Genomic DNA, 19,694 nt, shown 5'->3' on the forward strand with positions numbered 1-19,694 from the left:
GCCGGGTGCGCACGACGAAAGCCCGCCGATTCCGGCGCGCCGGCCTGCTCTTTCGTTGAAACACAAGGTCAATTACGTTACGAATTCATGTGAGTTGTTCCGAGGGGTTTCGAGAGATGAAAAAGACATTGGCGATTTTGACCGCGGCCGCTCTGCTGCCCGGCGCTGCATTTGCCCAGGCCGACGATGCGATGGAGCAGGCCATCAAGGGCGGCTATTGCGGCTCGGCAACCCCGCTCGACGCGGTGTTCCTTGCCACCGGGCAACTCCAGGTCACCTGTCCGCCCGGCACTGCCGCCGGCGCGGGGGCCGGTGCCGGTGCTGGTGAAGGGGCGGCGGTTCTGGCTGGTGGTGGCCTCGGGTCGGCTGCGCCGGTCATTATTCTGGTCGCCGGACTCGGACTTGCCGCCGGTGGTGGCGGCGGTGGCGGTACGACGACGACCACGACGACCACGACGACCACCACGACCGGTACCAACTGACGGCTGGCTGGTTCGCGTCAACGGGTGAGCGGCCCGGGGCGGGGGGCCGGTTTTCCGTGACCTGCGCGAGACAGCGGGGCAGGTGTCGGGCGCCGCAGGGCTGGCCCAGGGCCATGCTTGGCGCCGTGGCGATGCCTGGGCAGGCAAGAGGATTGACGGGTGACGGGCGGAACGGGCGCTGGCAATCATGTTCTGGTCACCGGCGGAGCGGGCTATATCGGCAGCCATGCCTGCAAGGCGCTGAAGGCAGCCGGCTTTGTCCCGGTGACCTATGACAATCTTTCCACCGGCTGGCGCGACGCGGTGAAGTTCGGCCCGTTCGAGCAGGGCGATCTTCTGGACCGTGCCCGGCTGGACGAGGTCTTTGCCCGCCACCGCCCCGTCGCGGTGATGCATTTCGCGGCCCTCAGCCAGGTGGGCGAGGCGATGGCCGAGCCGGGCCGCTACTGGCGCAACAACGCTGCCGGGTCGCTCAACCTGATCGAGGCCGCCTGCGCCGCCGGATGCCGCGATTTCGTGTTCTCCTCGACCTGCGCCACCTATGGCGAGCATGACGACGTGGTGCTGGACGAGGACACGCCGCAGCTGCCGCTGAATGCCTATGGCGCGTCCAAGCGCGCGATCGAGGACATGCTGCGCGATTTCGGCGCGGCGCGGGGGCTGAATTCGGTGATCTTCCGCTATTTCAACGTGGCCGGTGCCGACGCGGAGGCCGAGATCGGCGAGTTCCACCGCCCCGAGACGCATCTGATCCCGCTGGTGCTGGAGGCGGCGGACGGCCGGCGTCCGGCGCTGACGATCCACGGCACCGACTACGACACGCCCGACGGCACCTGCATCCGCGACTATGTCCATGTCTGCGACCTGGTGGAGGCGCATCTGCTGGGGCTCGACTGGCTGCGTGCGGGGCGCGGCAGCCGGGTGTTCAACCTCGGCACCGGGCACGGATTCTCGGTGCGGCAGGTGATCGACGCCGCCGCCGCGGTGACCGGGCGGGTGGTGCCGGTGGAGGAAGGCCCGCGCCGGCCGGGGGACGCGACGCGGCTGGTGTCGGGGTCGGTGCGCGCTGGCCGGGAACTGGGCTGGACGCCGGCGCGTTCGACGCTGGAGCAGATGATCGCCGATGCGTGGCGCTGGCTCCGGGTGGGGCACTACGCGCGGTGAAACCGGCATTTCGCTCTTTGGGCTTTCAGGGGGGCGGCGCATGTGCATTCCCAGTCTGCCGTCTCCGAAAAGCAAGCTGGAAGGTCCGAAATCCAGGTCATGAACGGCCGGTTCCGGCAAGGGGGGGCGGCGGTGCCGCCATCGGGACTGGTGTTTTGCCTGAAGATGCTTCGGAGCATGGTGCGGCGCCGGGGAAGAAATTTCCCTGTTTTGAATGGAGGTAAACTTGGTGGAGATTGTTTTCCGGATTTTTTGATTCTTACTTCAGTGGAAAATGAACTCATTTCATGAAAATTGATAAGATAAACTTATCGAGCCTGCGAAATACAGCGCCCAATCCGCCCCTTGTGCGATTGTCGAAGGGCTTGGGCGTTGCGGCAAACCGTTAATGCTCCGTCCGCGGGGCTGACATTTTCTTTGCACACTCCGCTTCAAGGTGCGCCCGTTCGCTTAACCGGAACAGGAGCCCCCATGACGGATCTCTCGCCACGTCTCGGCCTGCCTTACCTGCTGCCGTCGCAGGCCCAGAAACATGTCACCCACAACGAAGCGCTGCGCCTGCTGGATGCGCTGGTGCAATTGACGGTCGAGAGCTTCGAGGCCCTCACGCCACCGGCCAGCCCGGCCGATGGCGAATGCCACGCGCTGGGGGCGGCGCCGACCGGGGAATGGGCGGGGCAGGAGGGACGGATCGCCCTGCGTGAAACCGGTCGCTGGCGCTTCATCGACCCGCAACCGGGCTGGTTGGCCTGGGGGCGCGACGGCAGCGGTTTGCGGGTTTACGACTCCGGCGGGTGGATGCCGGTCCCGGTCGGGGTCGAGCAGGTGGACCGGCTCGGCATTTCGACCGCGCCGGATGCGGTCAACAAACTGGCGGTGGCCGCCGACGCCACGCTGCTGACGCATGCCGGTACGAGCCATCAACTCAAGGTCAACAAGGCCGCGGCCGGCGATACCGCAAGCCTTCTGTTCCAGTCGGGCTGGACCGGCCATGCCGAGATGGGGCTTTCCGGCAGCGATGATTTCTCGATCAAGGTCAGTTCCGACGGCGCGACATGGCGCCAGGCGCTGACTGTGGATGCCGCCACGGGGTTCATGGGGCTGTGGGAGGCCGCCACCCCGGGATCTGCGCTGGAAGTGGCGCAGAATGCGGTCGAGCCGACCATTACCGTTCGAAATACCGGCGGCTCCGGAGGGGCATCATTCCGCATGGTCGATGCGGCAAGTCTTGGCGACTGGAAGGCCGGGATCACCGCGGGTGGAGATTTCAGGTTGCGGGACCAGCGGGCGGGACAGGATTGCATCCACATTTCCACCGATACCGGGCATGTCGGAATCTCGAACACGTCACCGACCGCTCCGCTGGATGTGGGGGGCGGTGTCCGGCTGGGCTCCAGCACCGTTGCCACGCTGCCGTCGGCCGCGGATCTGGGGGCCGGGACGCTGATCTACGTCTCGGACGAATCCGGCGGTCCCGTGATCGCATTTTCCGACGGCACGAACTGGCGGCGCATGACCGACCGCGCGGTGGTTTCGTGACGCCCGGCATGTGCCGGATCAGGACGCGCCGGGGTCTGACGCCTCCGGCTGGGCGATCTGAAGGTTCTGGGAAACCCAGTCGTTCGTGCCCGGATAGGCGTTCAGGTAGAACACGTTGTCCGGGGTTACCCGGACGGCGAAGATCCGGTCTTCGGGTTCCAGAAACGGGCGCAGATGCTCGATCAGCGCCCGCGCGCTGTCGGTGTTGACATGGACCAGCGCGGCATTGTTCAGTACCCTGCAGACATTGAGCTTCTGCATCGCTTCCGCAAAACCGGCATAGTGGGGCGGGCCGTCCTCGTGGTTCAGGTCATAGCTGAGAAGGAATATCGGCATGGGCTTCTCCGAATTGTCAGGTTGTCGTTGCGCAATTGATTGAAATGGGGCGGGGCGTCGGCCCCCGCAGGCGTGACATCCGTCCATGCCGGTCCCCGATGGCCGGGCGCGCGCCGGACGCCGCGGGAAGATCGGCCGTCAGTTGACGCGCGAAAGGTCATGCAGATGCTTGGCGGCCCAGATCGCCGCCTGGGTCCGGTTGCGGACCCCGATCTTTCGGTAGCAGGCGCGCAGATGGACCTTCACGGTGCTTTCCCCGATGTTCAGCGCATTGGCGATGTCCTTGTTCGATGCCCCTTCACACAGTTTGCGGATGACGGCGGTTTCGCGGCGTGACAGCAGGGCGCCGGAGGTCTTGCGGGAGGCTGCCCGCCGTGGGCGGCCCACGTCGTCGTCCTCCTCCGATGTTTCCTCGATCGGATCGGGAGCCGATCCGGTGTCGAGATCCCCGGCTTCATGCGGTTCGGCCCGCGTGATCATGAAACCTTCATGTACCAGGGTCAGCACGCCGGACAGGGAGCGCAGGGAACTGTCGTCCAGCACCATCGCCTCGACCAGGCCGGTCGGGAGCGATTGGAGTTTGCCATACATTCGCCGGGAACACAGGATGACGATCCGGGCCTCGCCGTAACGCGCGCGGAAGGCCTCGATTTCCTCTGCCTCCAGACGGTCCCCATGCGCAAGGTGAAGCAGAACGACCGGATCGGACGAAGGGGCGTCGATGTCGGACAATCGTTCTGCGACGCCGTGCACCTTGATGCCTTCGCCGGCACAAAAGGATGCAATCAGATCGCGCAACAAGGCGCGCCGAGAAACAACAAAAAAAATCATGGGCAACACCCCGAACAACACAACTACGGGAAGGAAACGCCAGCACGGACGCGATATGCAAGCGTCCTGGATGCTGCCCCCCCATTCGAATGGGCGAATCCGCCATTCGTTAACGTGACCTTAACACAAAAGCGCGAAGTTGGCATCGGATTCTTCCCTTTCGGACAGGTCGAATTCGAGGGCGGCCGAGCCGAATGGAGAGGGAACCGGTCCCCCGCCTGTTTGAAGATGTGCAACGCAGCCGATTTTTCTTTTTTTATCAATTTATTGATGCCGAATAACCGGCGGGCGCCGCCGCCTTGCGCCCCTGCTTCTTTTGGCCTAGGGTGGGGCATTCGTGATTGCATTGCCCGCTGCGAAAGCAATGCCCACGGAATCGTTCAGGCAAGGCACATCGTCTCCCATTCCAAAAGTATTAGTCCTTTTGGATGATATTTGTTTTCATTTTGGAAACAGATGGCCTGTTTCGGATTCATTGTTTCCAGAAACTCCGCAAAGCGCGAGATATGGATGGCATACCTTACCTCCTAAGGCCGAGTTTTTAGAGGTCCGGTTTCATTGTACCATCCGATCGAGAAAACGAGGGCTGTCGATCGGAGGACATCGAACACCATTATTTTCAAGTTTCCAGTTTCCAGTAGCGAGTTTCATGGTGCCGGGGGGCCAAACCACATGTTGATCGAGAAATGTCGCGGGATCTCCGTTCCGCAGGTGATTCATTGCGACGCCCTGAGCGAGGTGGTGGGAACCATCTCCGACTTTTCCATGGTCTGGTTTGACAGGGGAAATGCCTGCATGCCCGATGGCATGGTGGCGACTTCGGGACAAGGCGGCGACCTGCCTGGCTTGCTCCAGAAGAAGGATATTCCGACACAGGCCAGCGGTTCGTTGTGCGAGGTTGTTCTCCTGGATCCGAATGCCGACGATACGGTGACACGGCTGCGCGGGCTGGTCGCTGATCTGCCCGAAAGCCGGGACAACATCAAAACCGGCGACGGGGCCAATGGCGCGACCGAACCGGATGACGCCACCGAAACGCCGCCGCCCGACGCCGGTCCCGAGCCGGGATGGAAGGCGTTCGAATGCGTCTTTCAGGACGGCACCCGGGATGTGGTCGTGGTCTGGACGGCCGAGCCCGATGACGCTCTTCGCCAGATCCTCACCGTGATCTGGCCGGGCCTGCGGCGGCTGTGCCTCGACGAGATCCGCCGGAGTCAGGCCGGCTTGCCCGACGAGGCGATGCTGTGGCTGGTCCAGCGCAAGGTGAACGCCTCGGTCCTGGTGCTTGACGAGAACTGCAACCTGCTCCAGACGAATGCGGCGGGGGCCGATCTGATCAAGCGGGGCGACCTGCTGCGGGTGTCGGCGGGGCGGCTGTGCAGCGTGAATGAACGCGCCACCGCGGGGCTGCACCGGATGGTGCATGACGTGTTCCGGGCCTCTGAAAAGGATCGGAAGGCACGGGAATACGTCCTGCTGCTGCGGTCGCGCAAGGGGGCGGACGGCCAGGAGCACAAGCAACCCCTGCCGTTGACGCTGACCCCCTTCCAGGGATCGGATGGCCGCAAGGTTCTGATTGCCCTGCTGCCGATGCCGCCCGAACAGGACCGGATCGAGCATCTCGCGCGCAAGATGGGACTGACCCCGTCCGAGGCGCGGGTGGCGGCCCTGATCCGGGCGGGGCTTCCCAGCCGCGAAGCCGCAAGGATCGCCGGTCTGAAGATCGAGACGTTCAACACCTACGCCAAGCGGGCGCTGGCCAAGATGAATGTCAGCGGGCGGGCCGACATGGCGCAGATGCTGACCTGGCAGGCGGCCGTGGAGCGGCCGTCATGACCACGCCGCTGCCTGATCGCATCCTGTCGCCGCCGTCCGGTGGCGCGGTGGGGGCTTTCGATTTGACGAAAGCGAAACCGGCAGGGAACGTTCTTTTGTTTCCCGAGGGGATACAATCAAGAACTACGATCCCGGCCGCCCCGCCTCGGCGCCGCCGCAGGATGTCGTCGGCCGGCCGCCGGGGGCGGCCAGGCCCTGAGAAAGTGGATTTTTCATTTCGCCTGAATTGTTCGGACGAAATTCAAGCCGCCGGCCGGGCCGGCGCAAACACGCAATTGGGGGGGGACCATGCGTGACAGGACTGACAAGATTAGCGAAGACGATCTCATTCGCGGACGGAACGAATTGCGGGCGGCCCGGCGGGCCAGCCGCAGGCTGATTCTGTCGGCCGGATTTTTCAGCATTTTCGTCAATGCCCTGATGCTGACCGGGCCGATGTTCATGCTTCAGGTCTATGATCGGGTGCTGGGCAGCCGCTCCGAGGAAACGCTGGCCGCGCTCTTCGGGCTGATGGCCTTTCTGTTCCTGATGATGGGGGTTCTGGATTGGGCCAGGGGACGGATCCTGGCCCGGGCCGGCGCCCGGTTCCAGGCGCTTCTCGACCGGCGCGTCTTTTCCGCCGTCCTGAAGAAGGCTGCGCGGGGCCAGCCGATCCGCGAGACCGAAAACCAGCTCAAGGATCTCGAAGCCGTGCAGAAGTTCTTCGGCTCGAACGCGTTCGGGGCGCTGATGGATCTGCCCTGGACGCCCCTGTTTCTGGTCGGCATCATGGTGTTTCACCCCTTCCTGGGGGCGCTGGCGATCATCGGCGGCAGCATTTCCATCGCCCTCACCATGCTCAACCAGATCCTGACCAAGAACCCGGTCGTGGTTGCGGCGGCGACCGGCTACAAGGCGGACCGATACGCCGAAAATCTGCAGACCGAGGGCGAAACCATCCGCAGTCTCGGGATGCAGGAGGCCGCGTTCGAGCGCTGGAACCGGGTGCATCGGAACGCCCTGCAGCAAGGCGTGCGCGCCAATGATCTCAGTGGCAGCTTCCTGGTCGGAACCAAGACCTTCCGCCTGTTCCTGCAATCGGCGATGCTTGGCGTCGGCGCCTATGTGGTGCTCAAGGGCGAGGCGTCACCGGGGGTGATGATCGCCGCGTCGATCCTGCTGGGGCGTGCCCTGGCCCCGGTCGATCTGGTGGTCGGGCAATGGCCGATGGTGCAGCGGGCGCGGCGCGGCTGGGAAAAGCTGACCGAGCTGCTGGCCGAGGTGCCGCCGGACGAAACCCGGATCGACCTGCCGCGGCCCAAGGCGCATCTGGAGGTCGAACAGCTGACCGTGGTGCCGCCGGGGGCGCGGCAGGCCTCGCTGCGGCTTGTCAATTTCGAGATCAAGCCGGGCCAGGCGGTGGGCGTGGTCGGACCCAGCGGCGCGGGCAAGTCCACGCTGGCGCGCGCGGTGACGGGCATCTGGCACCCGGCCGGCGGCAAGATCCGCCTCGATGGCGCGGCGCTCGACCAGTATGACCCGGTGAAGCTGGCACGCTATATCGGCTATCTGCCGCAACGGGTGCAGCTGTTCGAAGGCACCGTGGCCGAGAACATCGCCCGGCTTGAGTTGGAGCCCGACAGCGAAAAGGTGGTCGAGGCCGCCAAGCGCGCGGCGGCGCATGACATGATTACCAAGCTGCCGCAGGGCTACAACACGCCGATCAGCATGATCGGCACGCAGCTTTCGGGCGGACAGATTCAGCGCATCGGCCTGGCTCGGGCGCTTTATGGTGATCCGGTCCTGCTGGTGCTGGACGAACCGAACTCGAATCTCGATACCGAGGGGTCCAACGCGTTGAACGAGGCGATCCGCCAGATGAAGGCCAGCGGCGGCGCGGTGCTGATCATGGCGCATCGCCAGGAAGCGCTCAGGGAATGCGACATGCTGCTCGTGCTTGGCGACGGTGTCCGCAAGGCCTGGGGTCCGCCCCGCGAGATCATGGCCGGCGCAACGGCCAGGATCCGTGAAATCCAGACGGCGAGAGCCGCGAACAATCCGGTCGGAGTATCGTGATGGGCAAGACACGCAAGACGAAGGCGACGGGGGACGCCCCCTTGCACAAGATCAACCTGCGCGACGGTTTTCTCGTCCCGAAGGTTCCGTTGCTGATCGGTTTTCTGACCGTTGCCTTTCTGGTGGGCGGGTTCGGCCTGTGGGCCACCCGCACCGAGATCGCCGGCGCGGTGATCGCGCCGGGCCGGATCGTGGTGGATCAGAACCGGCAGGCGATCCAGCATCCCGACGGCGGCGTGGTCGAGGAGATCCGCGTCAAGGAAGGCGATGCGGTGCACGAAGGCGATCTGCTGGTGCGGCTGGATTCGACCCGGCTTGCGTCGGATCTCGCGATCGTGGAGTCCCAGCTGTTCGAGACGATGGCCCGGCGGGCCCGGCTCGAGGCGGAACGCGATGGCGCCGAGGCGATCGCGTTCGATCCGCTGCTGGTCGAACAGGCCCGGACCGATCCGCTGGTGGCGGCCCGGATGCAGGGGCAGGAACGCCTGTTCCGCGCCCGGCGCGAGTCGCTGGACAAGCAGACTGAACAGCTGCAGGCCCAGAAAGAGCAACTGGCGAAGCAGATCGCCGGGATCGACGCGCAGATGGACGCCACCCGCCAGCAGCAGGATTTGATCGAGGAAGAGCTGGCCAACCAGCAGATCCTGCTGGACAAGGGGCTGGCGCGGCAGGACCGCGTGACCGCCCTGCGGCGGGAAGAGGCCCGCCTGGCCGGAATCCTGGGCAGCCTGGAATCGCAACGGGCGCAGGCCGAACAGCGCATCGCCGAATTGCAGATCACCGATCTGCGCCTGCGCGCCCGGTTCCGGGAGGACGCCATCACCCAGCTGCGCGACCTGCAGAACAACGAGGCCCAGCTGCGCGAACAGCGGCGCACGCTGATGACCCGGCTGGACCGGCTCGAGATCCGCGCCCCGATCGACGGGGTGGTCTATGACCTGCGCGTGCTGGGCCGCCGGTCGGTGATCCGCCCGGCCGAGCCGGTGCTGTTCCTGGTGCCGCAGGACCGGCCGCTGATCATCGAGGCGCGGGTGCCGGTGATCAACGTGGACGAGGTGGCGCCGCAGCAGAAGGTGTCGCTGAACTTCTCGGCCTTCCACACGCGGGACATGCTGCAGATGGAAGGCAGGGTCACGCGGATTTCTCCGGATGCGTTCACCGATCCGCAGACCGGCCAGTCGTGGTATCGGGCCGAGATCCAGCTGCCCCAGGAAGAACTGGCCAAGCTGCCCGAGGGCGAAACCCTGGTCCCAGGCATGCCGGTCGAGGCCTTCATCCGGACCCGGGACCGCACGCCGATGGCCTATCTGATCGAACCGCTGACCACCTATTTCAACAAGGCGTTCCGCAGCTGACAACCGGGCCCGCGCCGCGGGCCTTGCGTGCCGGCGAGGTATTGCCTTGCCGGCATTTTTCATGTCGCCCGAACGGACCGGGGATCGTTTCGTCTCGCGCGGGTTCCGGCCATTCGGACCGTGCCGGATCGGCGCGCCGCCCGTGCGGAGTCCATCCGCGCGCCCGCCTTTTCGGACCGGGCAGGCAACGGTTTCGCCCGCCTCCCGTGAGAGCATGGCACGGTGTCAAAATCGGCAACAGTTTGTTTCTGTTTATCAACAATAAATCTCCCGGATTGTCCCCATTTGGGGGTATCGGGACTCCCCTCTTCGACAGAGCATGAATTCGAGGCACTGCGCGGAATGGTCCGCGTCATGTCTTTGTGACCCGGCGGCCGTGTGATTTGGGCCCGGGGGCAATTGTTGAAACTTCTTACGGGGGTAAAAAGAATGTCGCATATTACTTGGTCTTCAGTGAGCGGCGTGTGGAACAACACGAATGGCGGCGCGACACCGAACAGCGACGTGGCCGTGTTCACGCCGTTCGAAAACAAGGCGCGGATGCTGAGCGGCAATGATGTCGCTGTCGGCAACGCCAACACCAACTACATCGCCGGCAATGGCGGCAACGACTTCCTGGTCGGCATGGGCGCCGCTGACCGCCTGCTGGGCGGCAGCGGTCAGGACGCGCTCGTGGGCGATGCCTTCGTCGACCTGATCGGGGTCGCCGGCAACGACGAAATCTCCGGCGGCAGGGGCAATGATGTCATCGCCGGCAATGGCGGCAACGACTGGCTGAACGGCGACTACGACAATGACCTGGTGTTCGGCGGCGCCGGCAACGACACCGTGATCGGCAGCTATGGCAACGACTGCCTGCTGGGCGGCACCGGCAACGACCGGGTCTTTGGCCACACCGGCAATGACCTGATGTTCGGCCAGAACGGCAATGACGCCATGTTCGGCGGCTATGGCATTGACAGCATGTCGGGCGGCACCGGGCACGACACCCTTTATGGCGGTGGTAACCGTGACTTCCTGGCCGGCAACGCGGGCAACGACTACCTGCATGGCGGCAGTGACAACGACACCCTGATCGGTGGTTCCGGCGACGACAACATGCGTGGCGGTTACGGCTGGGACAAGATGTTCGGCGGCAATGGCGACGACGCCATGAACGGCGAGAACGGCAACGACTACATGGATGGCGGCGCCGGCAACGACAACATGAAGGGCGGCGCCCATGACGACACCCTGATCGGCGGCGAAGGCGACGACATCATCGAAGGCAACGACAATGCCGACTGCATCGATGGTGGCGAAGGCAACGACCGGATCTGGGGCGACAACCAGATCGGTCCCGATGCGGCCGGCCGCGCGGCTGACCTGATCGACGGCGGTTCCGGCAACGACACGATCGATGCGGGCCAGGATGACGACGAGGTTCGCGGCGGCACCGGCAACGATTCGATCCTGGGCAACACCGGCAATGACACGCTGGGCGGCAATGCGGGCAATGACACGATCCGCGGCGGCGACGGCAATGACGACATCACCGGCGATGACGCCAACGACAGCGTCGGCGGCAACGACTGGCTGTTCGGCGATGCCGGCAATGACGAAATCGACGGCCGTGCCGGCAATGATTATGTCGACGGTGGCACCGGCTATGACTGCGTCGCGGGTGGCGACGGCAGCGACAGGGTGACCGGCGGCGATGACAACGACACCGTCAATGGCGGCGAAGGCAACGACTATCTGACCGGTGGCGATGGCGATGACCTGGTCAACGGCGGCACCGGCAACGATGTCGTGCATGGCGACAACGGGTTCATCCTTTGGGGTCCGAGCTTCGAGAGCATCTCGGCCAATATCGGCGACGACACCGTTCTGGGCGGCTTGGGCAACGACATCGTCTATGGCGACAAGGGCTCCGACTGCGTGATCGGCGACGAAGGCAATGACCAGCTGTGGGGCGGCGCCGAAGGCGATACCTTCCAGTTCGGCTTCTACGGCAATGGCGTCCATCGTCTGGATATCGGCGATGACAAGATCAAGGACTTCTCGACCTCCAATTCGGACGTGCTGTCCTTTGATACCGATCTCGAGGGCCACCTGAAGGCCAAGATCATCGGCAACGACGTGCTCTTTACCGTCAAGAACAGCGCGCCGGGCACCGACGCCGATGGCGATACCGTCCTCGTCGAAGGTCTGGTGAACCAGGTTCAGGCGCTCAAGGCCGCTGCCCTGCTGCCGCAGGACTCGGACACCACGAGCAACGCGATCATGGCCGCGCTGGAGCAGTATTACGGTGTTGACCCGCTGACCGGCGACGGCAAGGGCGTCATCGTCTACGAGGACAAGTGGGTCCGCCTGCCCGAGTGCAATCCGGATGATCCCCAGGTCGAGTGGGAGCTGATGAAGCAGCCGCATGATTACAGTGGGAAGGCGCTCGAGACCGAGCATATCGGCGACGACATCCCGAACACGACCATGTTGGACATTGCCCAACAGGCCTATGATGAAGACGGTTATGGCGAAGACACGAACGTCTGGATTGATGGTGCGCTGTATTACGACCTGACCACCGAGGGCGTGATCTGAGCCAGCCTCGGGTGACTTGACAGACAACGGAAACCGCCCCGCGGGGCGGTTTCCTCAGAGAAGGAAGGACCGGGTTCGGACCGGTTCACGACTGGCTCCGGGCTCGTCCCCCGGCACCGCCCCTTCACAGGGGCGGTGTTTTTTGTCGGGCAGGGATGTTTCCCGGCGGGATCAGCCGCCGAAAATGGCGGATGCCGGCACCGCGCGGGCCTGTGCGCGCAATTCCGCGCCGCGGGCACGGGCGCGGGCGCTGGCCGTCTCCAGCCCGCCGGGGCCGTCCAGAAGCCGCGCAAGCGCCCGGGCCGCGGCGGTCGTGTCGCCGGTCGGCACCACCGCGCCGGCGCCGCTGTCGCCGATCAGCTCGGGCGGGGTGCCGCGATCCCAGGCGATCACGGGCCGGCCCGCGGTCAAGGCCTCCAGCACCGTGCGGCCAAAGCTTTCGGCCACGCGCGACAGGCTCATTACCACATCCGCCTGCGCCAGCGCCTCGGCCGGGCCGGCGGCATAGCCGGCATGGCTGACATTGGCCGGCAGCGGCTTCAGCCGGTCCAGGTCGGGCGTGTCCGGCCCGATCAGCACGAACCGGGCGCGGCCGCGCGGCGTGGCGCGGGCGACGGCCATGAAATCGGCGATCCCCTTTCTGGCCGAAAGGCTGCCGATCAGCGCCACCCGCGGCGGGCTGGCCGGGGCAAAGGGCAGATGGGCCAGCGCCGGATCCACCGTGTTCGGCACCACCGTGACCGGACGGGCTGCGCCCAGCCAGTCGGCCACCGCGCGGGAATTGGCGACGAAACGGGTGGCCAGGCGGGTCAGATGGTCGCGCAGATCGGCGGCGGACAGGCCCAGATCAAGACAGAGCCGGGGATCCTGGGCGGGCAGTTCGCGCACATGCACCACCGCCGGCACGCCGGCGGCACGGGCCGCCCGCAGGGGGGCGTCCATCACCGCCGTGTTCTGATGGAGCTCGACCGCGCCGCTGTCGCGGATCAGCCGGGTCAGGCGCTCCAGCGTCGCCGGATGGGATGCAACGCCGCCGAACAGCCAGCCCATCGGCACCACATGCACCCGGTGGCTGCGGGCCCGGAGCGCGGCCAGGTAGTCGGCGTTCAGCACATGCGGCAGCACCACCGACGGGGTCCACCCCGCCGCCACCGCGCGGTCGAGCATATCCAGCAGCGACCGTTCCGCGCCATAGACCCGTTCCCGGGCCTGGTGGCCACAGAACAGCAGTCCCCGGCCCGGTGCGGCGGGGGGCAGGGCGCCGGCGAACACCGGCAGCGGCGCCAGCCCGGCGGCGCGGCCCCGGTCCAGGTAATGCTCCAGCGCCGGAGCATCCCCGATCCCGTGGGCCAGCCGGTAGGCCGAGGTCGAGAAATCCGGCCCCGGATCGCGCCCCTCGGTCTCGCCCCGCTCCAGGTAATGGGCCAGCCCGTCCACCTCGGCCGCGCGCAGGTCGTGATAGGTCTGCATGTACCAGCGGTCGTCCCACAGCCCCGAGCCTTCGATGCGTGATTCCCGCGTGGGTGCGGCGGGCGGGTCGCCGATCGCCAGTTCCGGGGGCAGGTCGAAGGGGCGCCGGGCGGGGTGGCGCGGCAGCGGCAGGTCGGGCTGCATCCGGGCATGCCAGCGCCGGCCGGCCAGGTGATAGGCGCGGCGGGGCCCGTAATACTGGCTGGCGATCGAGGTCGCCTTGTCCTGCGTCAGCGAGCCGGGGCTGATCCGTCCGAAAGACAGCGGCAGGCCCGGGGTCACGCTGGCGACGGCGTCGTCTCCGAAGGCCGCGCGCAGCCGGTTCAGATATTCGCTGTCGGCGCCGGCGCGGGCGCGGTCCCAGTAGCCCAGGGTTTCGCGCAGTTCGATGCGGAACATCAGCGACGAGATGTTGGGATAGATCAGTCCGGCATCGCCCCACCACCGGGTAAAGCGCAGATCCGGCGTGGTGCGCACCCAATGCGAGATGCTGGCGGCGCGGGCCGGCGCGCGCAGCAGGGCCGTCACCTGCCGGGCGATCCGCGCCGGATGGGCCCAGTCGTCGGCATCCAGCACGGTGAAGAAGGCCCCGCGCGCGGCCGCGAGCCCCGCATTGCGCGCCGGATAGGCGCCCGGTTCCGCCGCGCCGTCGATCAGCCGGATGCGCGCATCGGCAGCCGCGGCCCGGCGCACCCGGTCGGCGGTGGCATCGGTCGAGCCGTTGTCCACCACCAGGATCTCCAGGTTGCGCCAGCTCTGGGCGCCGAGGCTGGCCAGGGCCGCGTCGATCGTGGCGGCGGCGTTGCGGGCGGGCATGATCACGCTGACCAGGGGGCCGTCGCGCCGCCGCGGCGCCGGCCAGGCCGGGGCGAGCCGGTCAAAGGCCGGGGCGTTGCCGTCGCGCACCGTCACCCCGCCCAGCCCCCGGCGCGCGAACAGAAGCGCCATGCGGCGGCGCCAGGCGGGGCCGAAGCCGAGGGTGGCGGCGGCGATGTTGGCGGCGGCCAGCTCCAGATCGGGCAGCCGGCCGAAGGCGCGCACCGCGCGGCGGCACAGATCCGCAGCCCGCGGGGCGTTGCCGGTCATCAGCGCCGCCTCGATCGCCAGAAGCGCATGATCGGGTTGGCAGAATCCGCCGATCAGGTCGCGGCCGGGGTCGAGCGGCGCCAGCCAGGCATCGGCGGCGGCCCAGTCGTCGCGCCGCGCCGCCGCCCGCGCGCAGGCCAGCGCCGCCTGCACCCGTTCGGCGCGGTCCGGGGCGGCGCGGGCCAGCCGTTCCAGCGCCGCTTCGCCCTCGTCGAGAAAACCGCCCAGCAGATCGCGTTCGCGCCGGGGCGTGTGGATGGCGCAGGGCAGCCGGCCTTCGCGGCGGCCGTGGCGGCGATAGTGGCGCAGCGGATCGATGCCGGCGGCGGCCACGTCGTCATGCACCTCGAGATACCAGTCGGGGTCGAAATATCCGGGCCGGCAGGCGGACATCGGCAAAGCTCCGGTGCGGTTTCTCGGGCGCGCGGGCCGGGGGCGCGGGCCGTCCGGCGGGGGGATCGACAGGACACTGGCACTTTACAACCCGGACAATCAAGGCCATTCAGAAACGGATCCGCCCGCCTTTTCCCAAGTCCCAGAGCCGGCATTCCCGAGCGTTCCATGACCGATCCAGACCGTTCCAGCCCAGACCGGACGGCCGCGCCCGACACGGTCGAGACGCTTCAGGCGCGGGTCGAAGCGCTCTATCTGGAATCCCGGACCCTGCACCGGGAAGTGCGCCGATTGCAGGCGGTCCAGCCGGTGCTGGGGCTTCGTCCCCGCACGCCGTCGCCCGTGATGCGGCTGGCGATGCGGCTGATGCCGGGGCTGCGGCGGCGGCACCATCTGCGCATGATCCGCGAAAGCGGCCTGTTCGATGGCGACTGGTATCTGGCCGCCTATCCGGATGTCGCCGCCGCCGGGCTGGATCCGGCGGTGCACTTTCTGCTGCATGGCGCGGAGGAGCGGCGCAATCCGGGGCCGCATTTCGACACGGCCCATTATCTGGCCCTTTACCCGGACATCGCCGAAAGCGGCCTGAATCCGCTGGTGCATTACTTGCAGGCGGGCTGGGCCGAGGGGCGCTCGATCCGGCCCGGAATGCCTCCCCGCAATGCCGCGGGGGGCGGCCGGTGATGCCGCTTTCGGCGCTGCCGGGGCGGCTGGCCTATGTGGTCGGCGACAGTCATCCCTGGTCGTCCGGCAGCTACGCGGCGCGCGTGCACCGGGTGGCGTGCGCGCTGGCCCGGGCGGGGATCGAGGTGATCGTGTTCGGCCGTCCGGGGCTGCCCTGGGACATGGCCCCGACGTCCGACGACATCGAGCCCGAGCTGCGCATCGACGGGGTGCGCCATGTGTTTCTGCCCGGCTCCGCCCCGCCGGGCGCATCCCGCCGTGATCGGTTGCGCCATGCCGAAACCGCCCTGGCCGAGGCGTTCGGGATCTTCCGTCCGGCGCTGGTGCTGGCGGCGTCGGATTGGGAAAACGCCGAGCCCGCGCTCAATGCCGCGCGGCGGTGGGGCTGCGGCTTCTGGTGCGAACAGTTCGGGTTCTGGGAACGGGTGCCCGGCGCCGAACACCCCGGCTTTGCGGGCACCGAGGAGGCCGCCCGGATCCGCGCCAATGCGCTGCGCGTGGCGCAGGCGGCGCAGGGGGTTCTGGTCCAGAGCGCGGCGATGCGGGATGAGCTGGCCGCCGCCGGGCTGCCGCCGTCGCGGCTGCACATGGCGGCGGACGGGTTTCCCGCCATTCCTCCGACGCCTCCCCGCGCAGAGCGGCTGCGACAGCGCCGGGCGCTGGGGCTTGGCGCGCGGTTCGTGATCGGCCATGCCGGGGCGCTCTGCCCCGAGGATGGCGCCGATGGCCTGCTGGCGCTGCTCGACCGGCTGGTGCGGGCGGGGATCGACGCGGCCCTGCTGTTGCCCGCGCCGCCGGCCATGTCTGCGCCGCAGACCGCGCTGGCGGCGCGGATCCGGGCCGAGGCGGGGCGGCGGGGCCTGGCGAAGCGGCTGGTTTTCGCCGCCCGCCCCCCCGGAGACCGGGCGGCGGGATGGATGCGGATGGCCGATGCGCTGGTTCTGCCGCGCCGGGCGGTGCCGGCAACGGCGCTGGCGGCGGCGCCCGAACCCTGGCTGGCGGCGGCCTGCGGCGTGCCGATGGTATCATCCGACATCCCGCCGCTGAACCGGATCGCCGGCGTCACCGGCGCGCGGCTCTGCCCGGCGGACGACCCCGAGGCGCTTGTGGCCGCCTTGACGGAAATCGCCGAAACGCCCCAGCCAGAGCCTGTTTTCGACCCTGACCCCGCCTTGCGGTGGACGGCGCGGATCGCACCTGCGGCGGCGATCCTGCGGGCGGCCTGCGGCGCGGGAACGGCGCGTCGGGCCGCGGACAGGGTGCCGCCCGCGCCGGGCGGGTTCGACCTGCGGCAGCTGCCGCAGGTGGCCTTGCGCGGCGTGCTGACGCCCGCGACGCTCGCGGTTCTGGGGCCGGGGCGCGGGCTGCCGGCAGAGGCGCGGGCCGCAGGGGAACGGCCGATCCGGCTGACCCGCGCGAACATCCTCGGGACGCTCGCTACCGCCGCGCCGGGACTGTTCGTGATCGACTGGGCCGGCCTGCAGGACGAGCCTGGGGAATGGGACGGGCTCTGGGGCAGCGACCACATGCGTCTGAACCGGCAGGTGATGGATGCCTGCCGGATCGCGCTGGATCGCGGGTGGCGGGTGCAGGTGATCGGGCCGGTGGACCGGGCGCGTGCGCCGCTGTTCCGCACCGTGGCCGGCGTGGTCGAGGAAGTTGCCCCGCAGGAGGCCGCCCGATGAAGGTCGCGATTCTGGCCGAGCAGAATTTCAACCTGGTGGATGGCTCGACCGTCTGGTTGCTGAACGTCTGCCGGTTGCTGGCGATGCAGCCGGGTTTCGAACTCGATCTGTTGCTGTCGCATCGGCTGGAGAACCGTGTTCTCGCCGATGAACTGCCCGTCGCCGCGCGGGTGGTCGAGGCGCCGGAGCTTCTGGCTGCGGCGGGGCTGGTCGCGCCGCGGGTCGAGGCGGAGACGGTGCTGGAGGTTCTGGCCGCGCAGGAAGCCGCGCGGGGGCGGTATGACCGGATCTTCGTGCGCGGTGCGCTCTATCTGGACCGGTTGCTGGCCGAGCCGGAGATCCGCGACCGGGTCGTCGCCTATGCCGCGGGGGTGGTGCCCGACCTGTCCGCCGCCGAACCCCGATGGCTCGGGGCCGCGCGGGCGGCGCGGGTGCCGCTGGTGGTTCAAAGCGCGACCGCGGCGCGGGTGATGGAGACGCTGGCCGATTACCCCCCCTGGGCGATCCATGTGGTGCCCCCGGCGGTCTTCGTGCCCGATGTCCCGCCACCGCCGCGCGACGGGCCGGTGACCCTGTGCTATGCCGGCAAGATCGACGCGGGCTATGGTCTGGACTGGCTGGCCGACCTGGCCGAAGCGATCGCCGCCGATCCCGGCCTGGGCCTGCGGGTGATCGCCGGAAAGGAGGCCTGGCGCGCCCGTCACCCGGCCTTCTTCGCCCGCATGGACGCCTTGCGCAAGGCCGCGACGGCGGGGCGGCTGCCGGGGGTGTCGGTGGTCTCCAACCTGCCGCCGTCGCGGGCGATGCGGCAGATGGCGGAGGCCGATTTCGGTTACTGTCTGCGCGGGCCGGCCTATGACGACGTGCTCGAGGTTTCGACCAAGGCGATGGAATTCTGCGCGCTCGGGGTGCCGCCGATTCTCAACGATACCGCCCTGAACCGCGACATGTTCGGCGCGGATTATCCCTATCTGATCGACCCCGCCGCCGAGGACGTTCCGGCGCGGTTGCTGGAGATCCTGCGGGGCGGGCGCAAGGGGGCCGACCATGCCGCCGCCCGAGCCCGCGCCGCCGAGGCGGCAAAGGCGGCCGCGGCCCCGGTTCTGGCCGCGCGGCTGGGGCGGGCGGTGCTGGGCCGCGACCCGGCGGCGCCGGCGCTGGTCACCGCGCCGCGCCGGATCCTGGTGGCCACCCATCAGCCCAAGTTCCTGGACCGGATGGCCGCGCGGCTGCGGGGCGAGGAAAAGCTGCGGCTTGACTGGCAGATCTGGGCCGGCATGGACGGCCCCGGCGATGCGCTGCGCGCCGAGGTGCCCGCGGGCGTGGACACCGTGTTCTGCGAATGGTGCTGTGAAAACGCCGTCTGGCATTCCCGCAACAAGCGCCCCGGCACGAAGCTGATCGTGCGGCTGCACCGGTTCGAGGCGTTCCAGCCCTTTCCCGGCCGGGTGGACTGGGACAAGGTCGATGCGCTGATCGTGGTGTCGGAATGGTTCCGAGATCACATGGCCGGGCAATACGGAATCGATCCCGCCCGGATTCACGTCCTGCCGCAATATGTCGACTGGCACGCCCTGCGCCGGCCGAAACTGCCCGAGGCGCGCTTTGCCGTCGGGCTGGTCGGGATCGCCCCCTTCGCGCACAAGCGTCCCGACCGGGCGCTGGATTTCCTGGCCGCGCTGCGCGCGCGCGATCCGCGCTTTCATCTGGTGGTGCGCGGCGCCATGCCCTGGCAGATGCCGTGGCTGTGGAACCGCGAGGACGACACGCGCGCCCGCTACGAGGCCCTGTTTCGCCGTGTAGAGACGGATTCCGCGCTGGCCGGCGCCGTCCGCTTCGACCCGCCGGGACCGGACATGGAGGAATGGTATCGCGGCGTCGGCGCGATCCTGTCGAGTTCGGACAGCGAGGGGTGCCATACCGCGGTGCTGGAGGGCATGGCGTCGGGCTGTCTGCCGGTGGTGCATGACTGGCCCGGCGCGCGCGGCCTTTACGGCGAACATGTCCATGCCGATCTGCGCGCGGCCATTCCCGGCCTGATCGCCTTTGCCGAAGGCGACGATATCGATACGGCGCGCGCGGCGCTGTCGCGCCGGGTGGAACGCCACGACGTGGCGCATTTCATCCGCGCCGTCCTGCGGCTGTGAGCGCCCCCCGCGGGGATCGCCTTGCGCCCTTCAAGGGGTTCCGGCATC

At 67.9% G+C, this 19,694-nt stretch carries 14 protein-coding genes; 11 read left to right on the top strand and 3 right to left on the bottom strand.

Features of this window, described 5'->3' with window-relative positions:
- The first annotated feature begins 116 nt into the window (after positions 1-116).
- The 3 genes from C4S70_RS19335 (at position 117) to C4S70_RS14775 (ending at position 3,185) form a co-directional block, all read left to right on the top strand.
- Positions 117-482, top strand: coding sequence for a hypothetical protein (locus C4S70_RS19335; RefSeq protein ID WP_104008881.1), 366 nt, complete (start codon positions 117-119; stop codon positions 480-482).
- A gap of 159 nt (positions 483-641) precedes the next feature.
- Complete coding sequence (gene galE / locus C4S70_RS14770; protein WP_104008882.1) at positions 642-1,646, top strand: UDP-glucose 4-epimerase GalE; 1,005 nt, start codon at positions 642-644, stop codon at positions 1,644-1,646.
- Between the two features lie 471 nt (positions 1,647-2,117).
- Positions 2,118-3,185, top strand: coding sequence for a DUF2793 domain-containing protein (locus C4S70_RS14775; RefSeq protein ID WP_104008883.1), 1,068 nt, complete (start codon positions 2,118-2,120; stop codon positions 3,183-3,185).
- 18 nt (positions 3,186-3,203) lie between these two features.
- On the opposite strand, the gene C4S70_RS14780 is transcribed toward C4S70_RS14775, so the two are convergent.
- Together C4S70_RS14780 and C4S70_RS18700 are read right to left on the bottom strand one after the other, a co-directional pair.
- Positions 3,204-3,521 carry a hypothetical protein gene (locus C4S70_RS14780; RefSeq protein WP_104008884.1) on the bottom strand — a complete coding sequence of 106 codons (318 nt, stop codon included), beginning with the start codon at positions 3,519-3,521 and terminating at the stop codon, positions 3,204-3,206.
- Positions 3,522-3,659: 138 nt separating this feature from the next.
- Complete coding sequence (locus tag C4S70_RS18700) at positions 3,660-4,067, bottom strand: response regulator transcription factor (RefSeq protein WP_160114885.1); 408 nt, start codon at positions 4,065-4,067, stop codon at positions 3,660-3,662.
- A gap of 129 nt (positions 4,068-4,196) precedes the next feature.
- Between C4S70_RS18700 and C4S70_RS18705 the strand changes: the two genes are divergently transcribed.
- From C4S70_RS18705 to C4S70_RS14805, 5 genes are all read left to right on the top strand, one after another.
- Complete coding sequence (locus C4S70_RS18705; protein ID WP_160114886.1) at positions 4,197-4,784, top strand: hypothetical protein; 588 nt, start codon at positions 4,197-4,199, stop codon at positions 4,782-4,784.
- Between the two features lie 363 nt (positions 4,785-5,147).
- Positions 5,148-6,188 carry a helix-turn-helix transcriptional regulator gene (locus C4S70_RS14790; protein WP_146064226.1) on the top strand — a complete coding sequence of 347 codons (1,041 nt, stop codon included), beginning with the start codon at positions 5,148-5,150 and terminating at the stop codon, positions 6,186-6,188.
- A 288-nt stretch (positions 6,189-6,476) separates the two neighbouring features.
- Positions 6,477-8,243, top strand: coding sequence for a type I secretion system permease/ATPase (locus C4S70_RS14795; protein ID WP_104008887.1), 1,767 nt, complete (start codon positions 6,477-6,479; stop codon positions 8,241-8,243).
- Entirely contained in the window at positions 8,243-9,598 is a 1,356-nt protein-coding gene (locus C4S70_RS14800) for an HlyD family type I secretion periplasmic adaptor subunit (RefSeq protein ID WP_104008888.1), read from the top strand. Before C4S70_RS14795 ends, C4S70_RS14800 begins: the two co-directional genes overlap by 1 nt.
- 429 nt (positions 9,599-10,027) lie before the next feature.
- The gene (locus C4S70_RS14805; RefSeq protein ID WP_104008889.1) at positions 10,028-12,181 is read left to right on the top strand and encodes a calcium-binding protein; all 2,154 of its coding nucleotides are present in this window, start codon (positions 10,028-10,030) and stop codon (positions 12,179-12,181) included.
- Between the two features lie 171 nt (positions 12,182-12,352).
- Here C4S70_RS14805 and C4S70_RS14810 read toward each other — a convergent pair whose 3' ends face one another.
- Positions 12,353-15,130: a glycosyltransferase gene (locus C4S70_RS14810; protein ID WP_104008890.1), complete on the bottom strand. Its 2,778-nt coding sequence runs from the start codon at positions 15,128-15,130 to the stop codon at positions 12,353-12,355.
- A gap of 168 nt (positions 15,131-15,298) precedes the next feature.
- Between C4S70_RS14810 and C4S70_RS14815 the strand changes: the two genes are divergently transcribed.
- Genes C4S70_RS14815 through C4S70_RS14825 form a run of 3 tightly spaced genes read left to right on the top strand, consistent with a single transcriptional unit; the run spans position 15,299 to position 19,646 of the window.
- Positions 15,299-15,814 carry a hypothetical protein gene (locus tag C4S70_RS14815; RefSeq protein WP_104008891.1) on the top strand — a complete coding sequence of 172 codons (516 nt, stop codon included), beginning with the start codon at positions 15,299-15,301 and terminating at the stop codon, positions 15,812-15,814.
- Positions 15,814-17,499: a glycosyltransferase gene (locus tag C4S70_RS14820; protein WP_104008892.1), complete on the top strand. Its 1,686-nt coding sequence runs from the start codon at positions 15,814-15,816 to the stop codon at positions 17,497-17,499. The genes C4S70_RS14815 and C4S70_RS14820 overlap by 1 nt, the downstream gene beginning before the upstream one ends.
- Positions 17,496-19,646 (top strand): glycosyltransferase family 4 protein, encoded by a 2,151-nt coding sequence (locus tag C4S70_RS14825; protein WP_104008893.1) that lies wholly within the window; start codon positions 17,496-17,498, stop codon positions 19,644-19,646. The genes C4S70_RS14820 and C4S70_RS14825 overlap by 4 nt, the downstream gene beginning before the upstream one ends.
- The last annotated feature ends 48 nt before the right edge of the window (positions 19,647-19,694 follow it).

The sequence above is a fragment of the Jhaorihella thermophila genome (assembly GCF_900108275.1).
Classification (GTDB): domain Bacteria; phylum Pseudomonadota; class Alphaproteobacteria; order Rhodobacterales; family Rhodobacteraceae; genus Jhaorihella; species Jhaorihella thermophila.

Excerpts from the sequence above, each read along its gene's own strand:
- C4S70_RS19335 (WP_104008881.1), top strand. The coding sequence starts at position 117 with ATGAAAAAGACATTGGCGATTTTGACCGCGGCCGCTCTGCTGCCCGGC.
- C4S70_RS14775 (WP_104008883.1), top strand. The coding sequence starts at position 2,118 with ATGACGGATCTCTCGCCACGTCTCGGCCTGCCTTACCTGCTGCCGTCG.
- C4S70_RS14780 (WP_104008884.1), bottom strand. The coding sequence starts at position 3,521 with ATGCCGATATTCCTTCTCAGCTATGACCTGAACCACGAGGACGGCCCG.
- C4S70_RS18700 (WP_160114885.1), bottom strand. The coding sequence starts at position 4,067 with ATGGTGCTGGACGACAGTTCCCTGCGCTCCCTGTCCGGCGTGCTGACC.
- C4S70_RS18705 (WP_160114886.1), top strand. The coding sequence starts at position 4,197 with ATGCGCAAGGTGAAGCAGAACGACCGGATCGGACGAAGGGGCGTCGAT.
- C4S70_RS14790 (WP_146064226.1), top strand. The coding sequence starts at position 5,148 with ATGCCCGATGGCATGGTGGCGACTTCGGGACAAGGCGGCGACCTGCCT.
- C4S70_RS14795 (WP_104008887.1), top strand. The coding sequence starts at position 6,477 with ATGCGTGACAGGACTGACAAGATTAGCGAAGACGATCTCATTCGCGGA.
- C4S70_RS14800 (WP_104008888.1), top strand. The coding sequence starts at position 8,243 with ATGGGCAAGACACGCAAGACGAAGGCGACGGGGGACGCCCCCTTGCAC.
- C4S70_RS14805 (WP_104008889.1), top strand. The coding sequence starts at position 10,028 with ATGTCGCATATTACTTGGTCTTCAGTGAGCGGCGTGTGGAACAACACG.
- C4S70_RS14810 (WP_104008890.1), bottom strand. The coding sequence starts at position 15,130 with ATGTCCGCCTGCCGGCCCGGATATTTCGACCCCGACTGGTATCTCGAG.
- C4S70_RS14815 (WP_104008891.1), top strand. The coding sequence starts at position 15,299 with ATGACCGATCCAGACCGTTCCAGCCCAGACCGGACGGCCGCGCCCGAC.
- C4S70_RS14820 (WP_104008892.1), top strand. The coding sequence starts at position 15,814 with ATGCCGCTTTCGGCGCTGCCGGGGCGGCTGGCCTATGTGGTCGGCGAC.
- C4S70_RS14825 (WP_104008893.1), top strand. The coding sequence starts at position 17,496 with ATGAAGGTCGCGATTCTGGCCGAGCAGAATTTCAACCTGGTGGATGGC.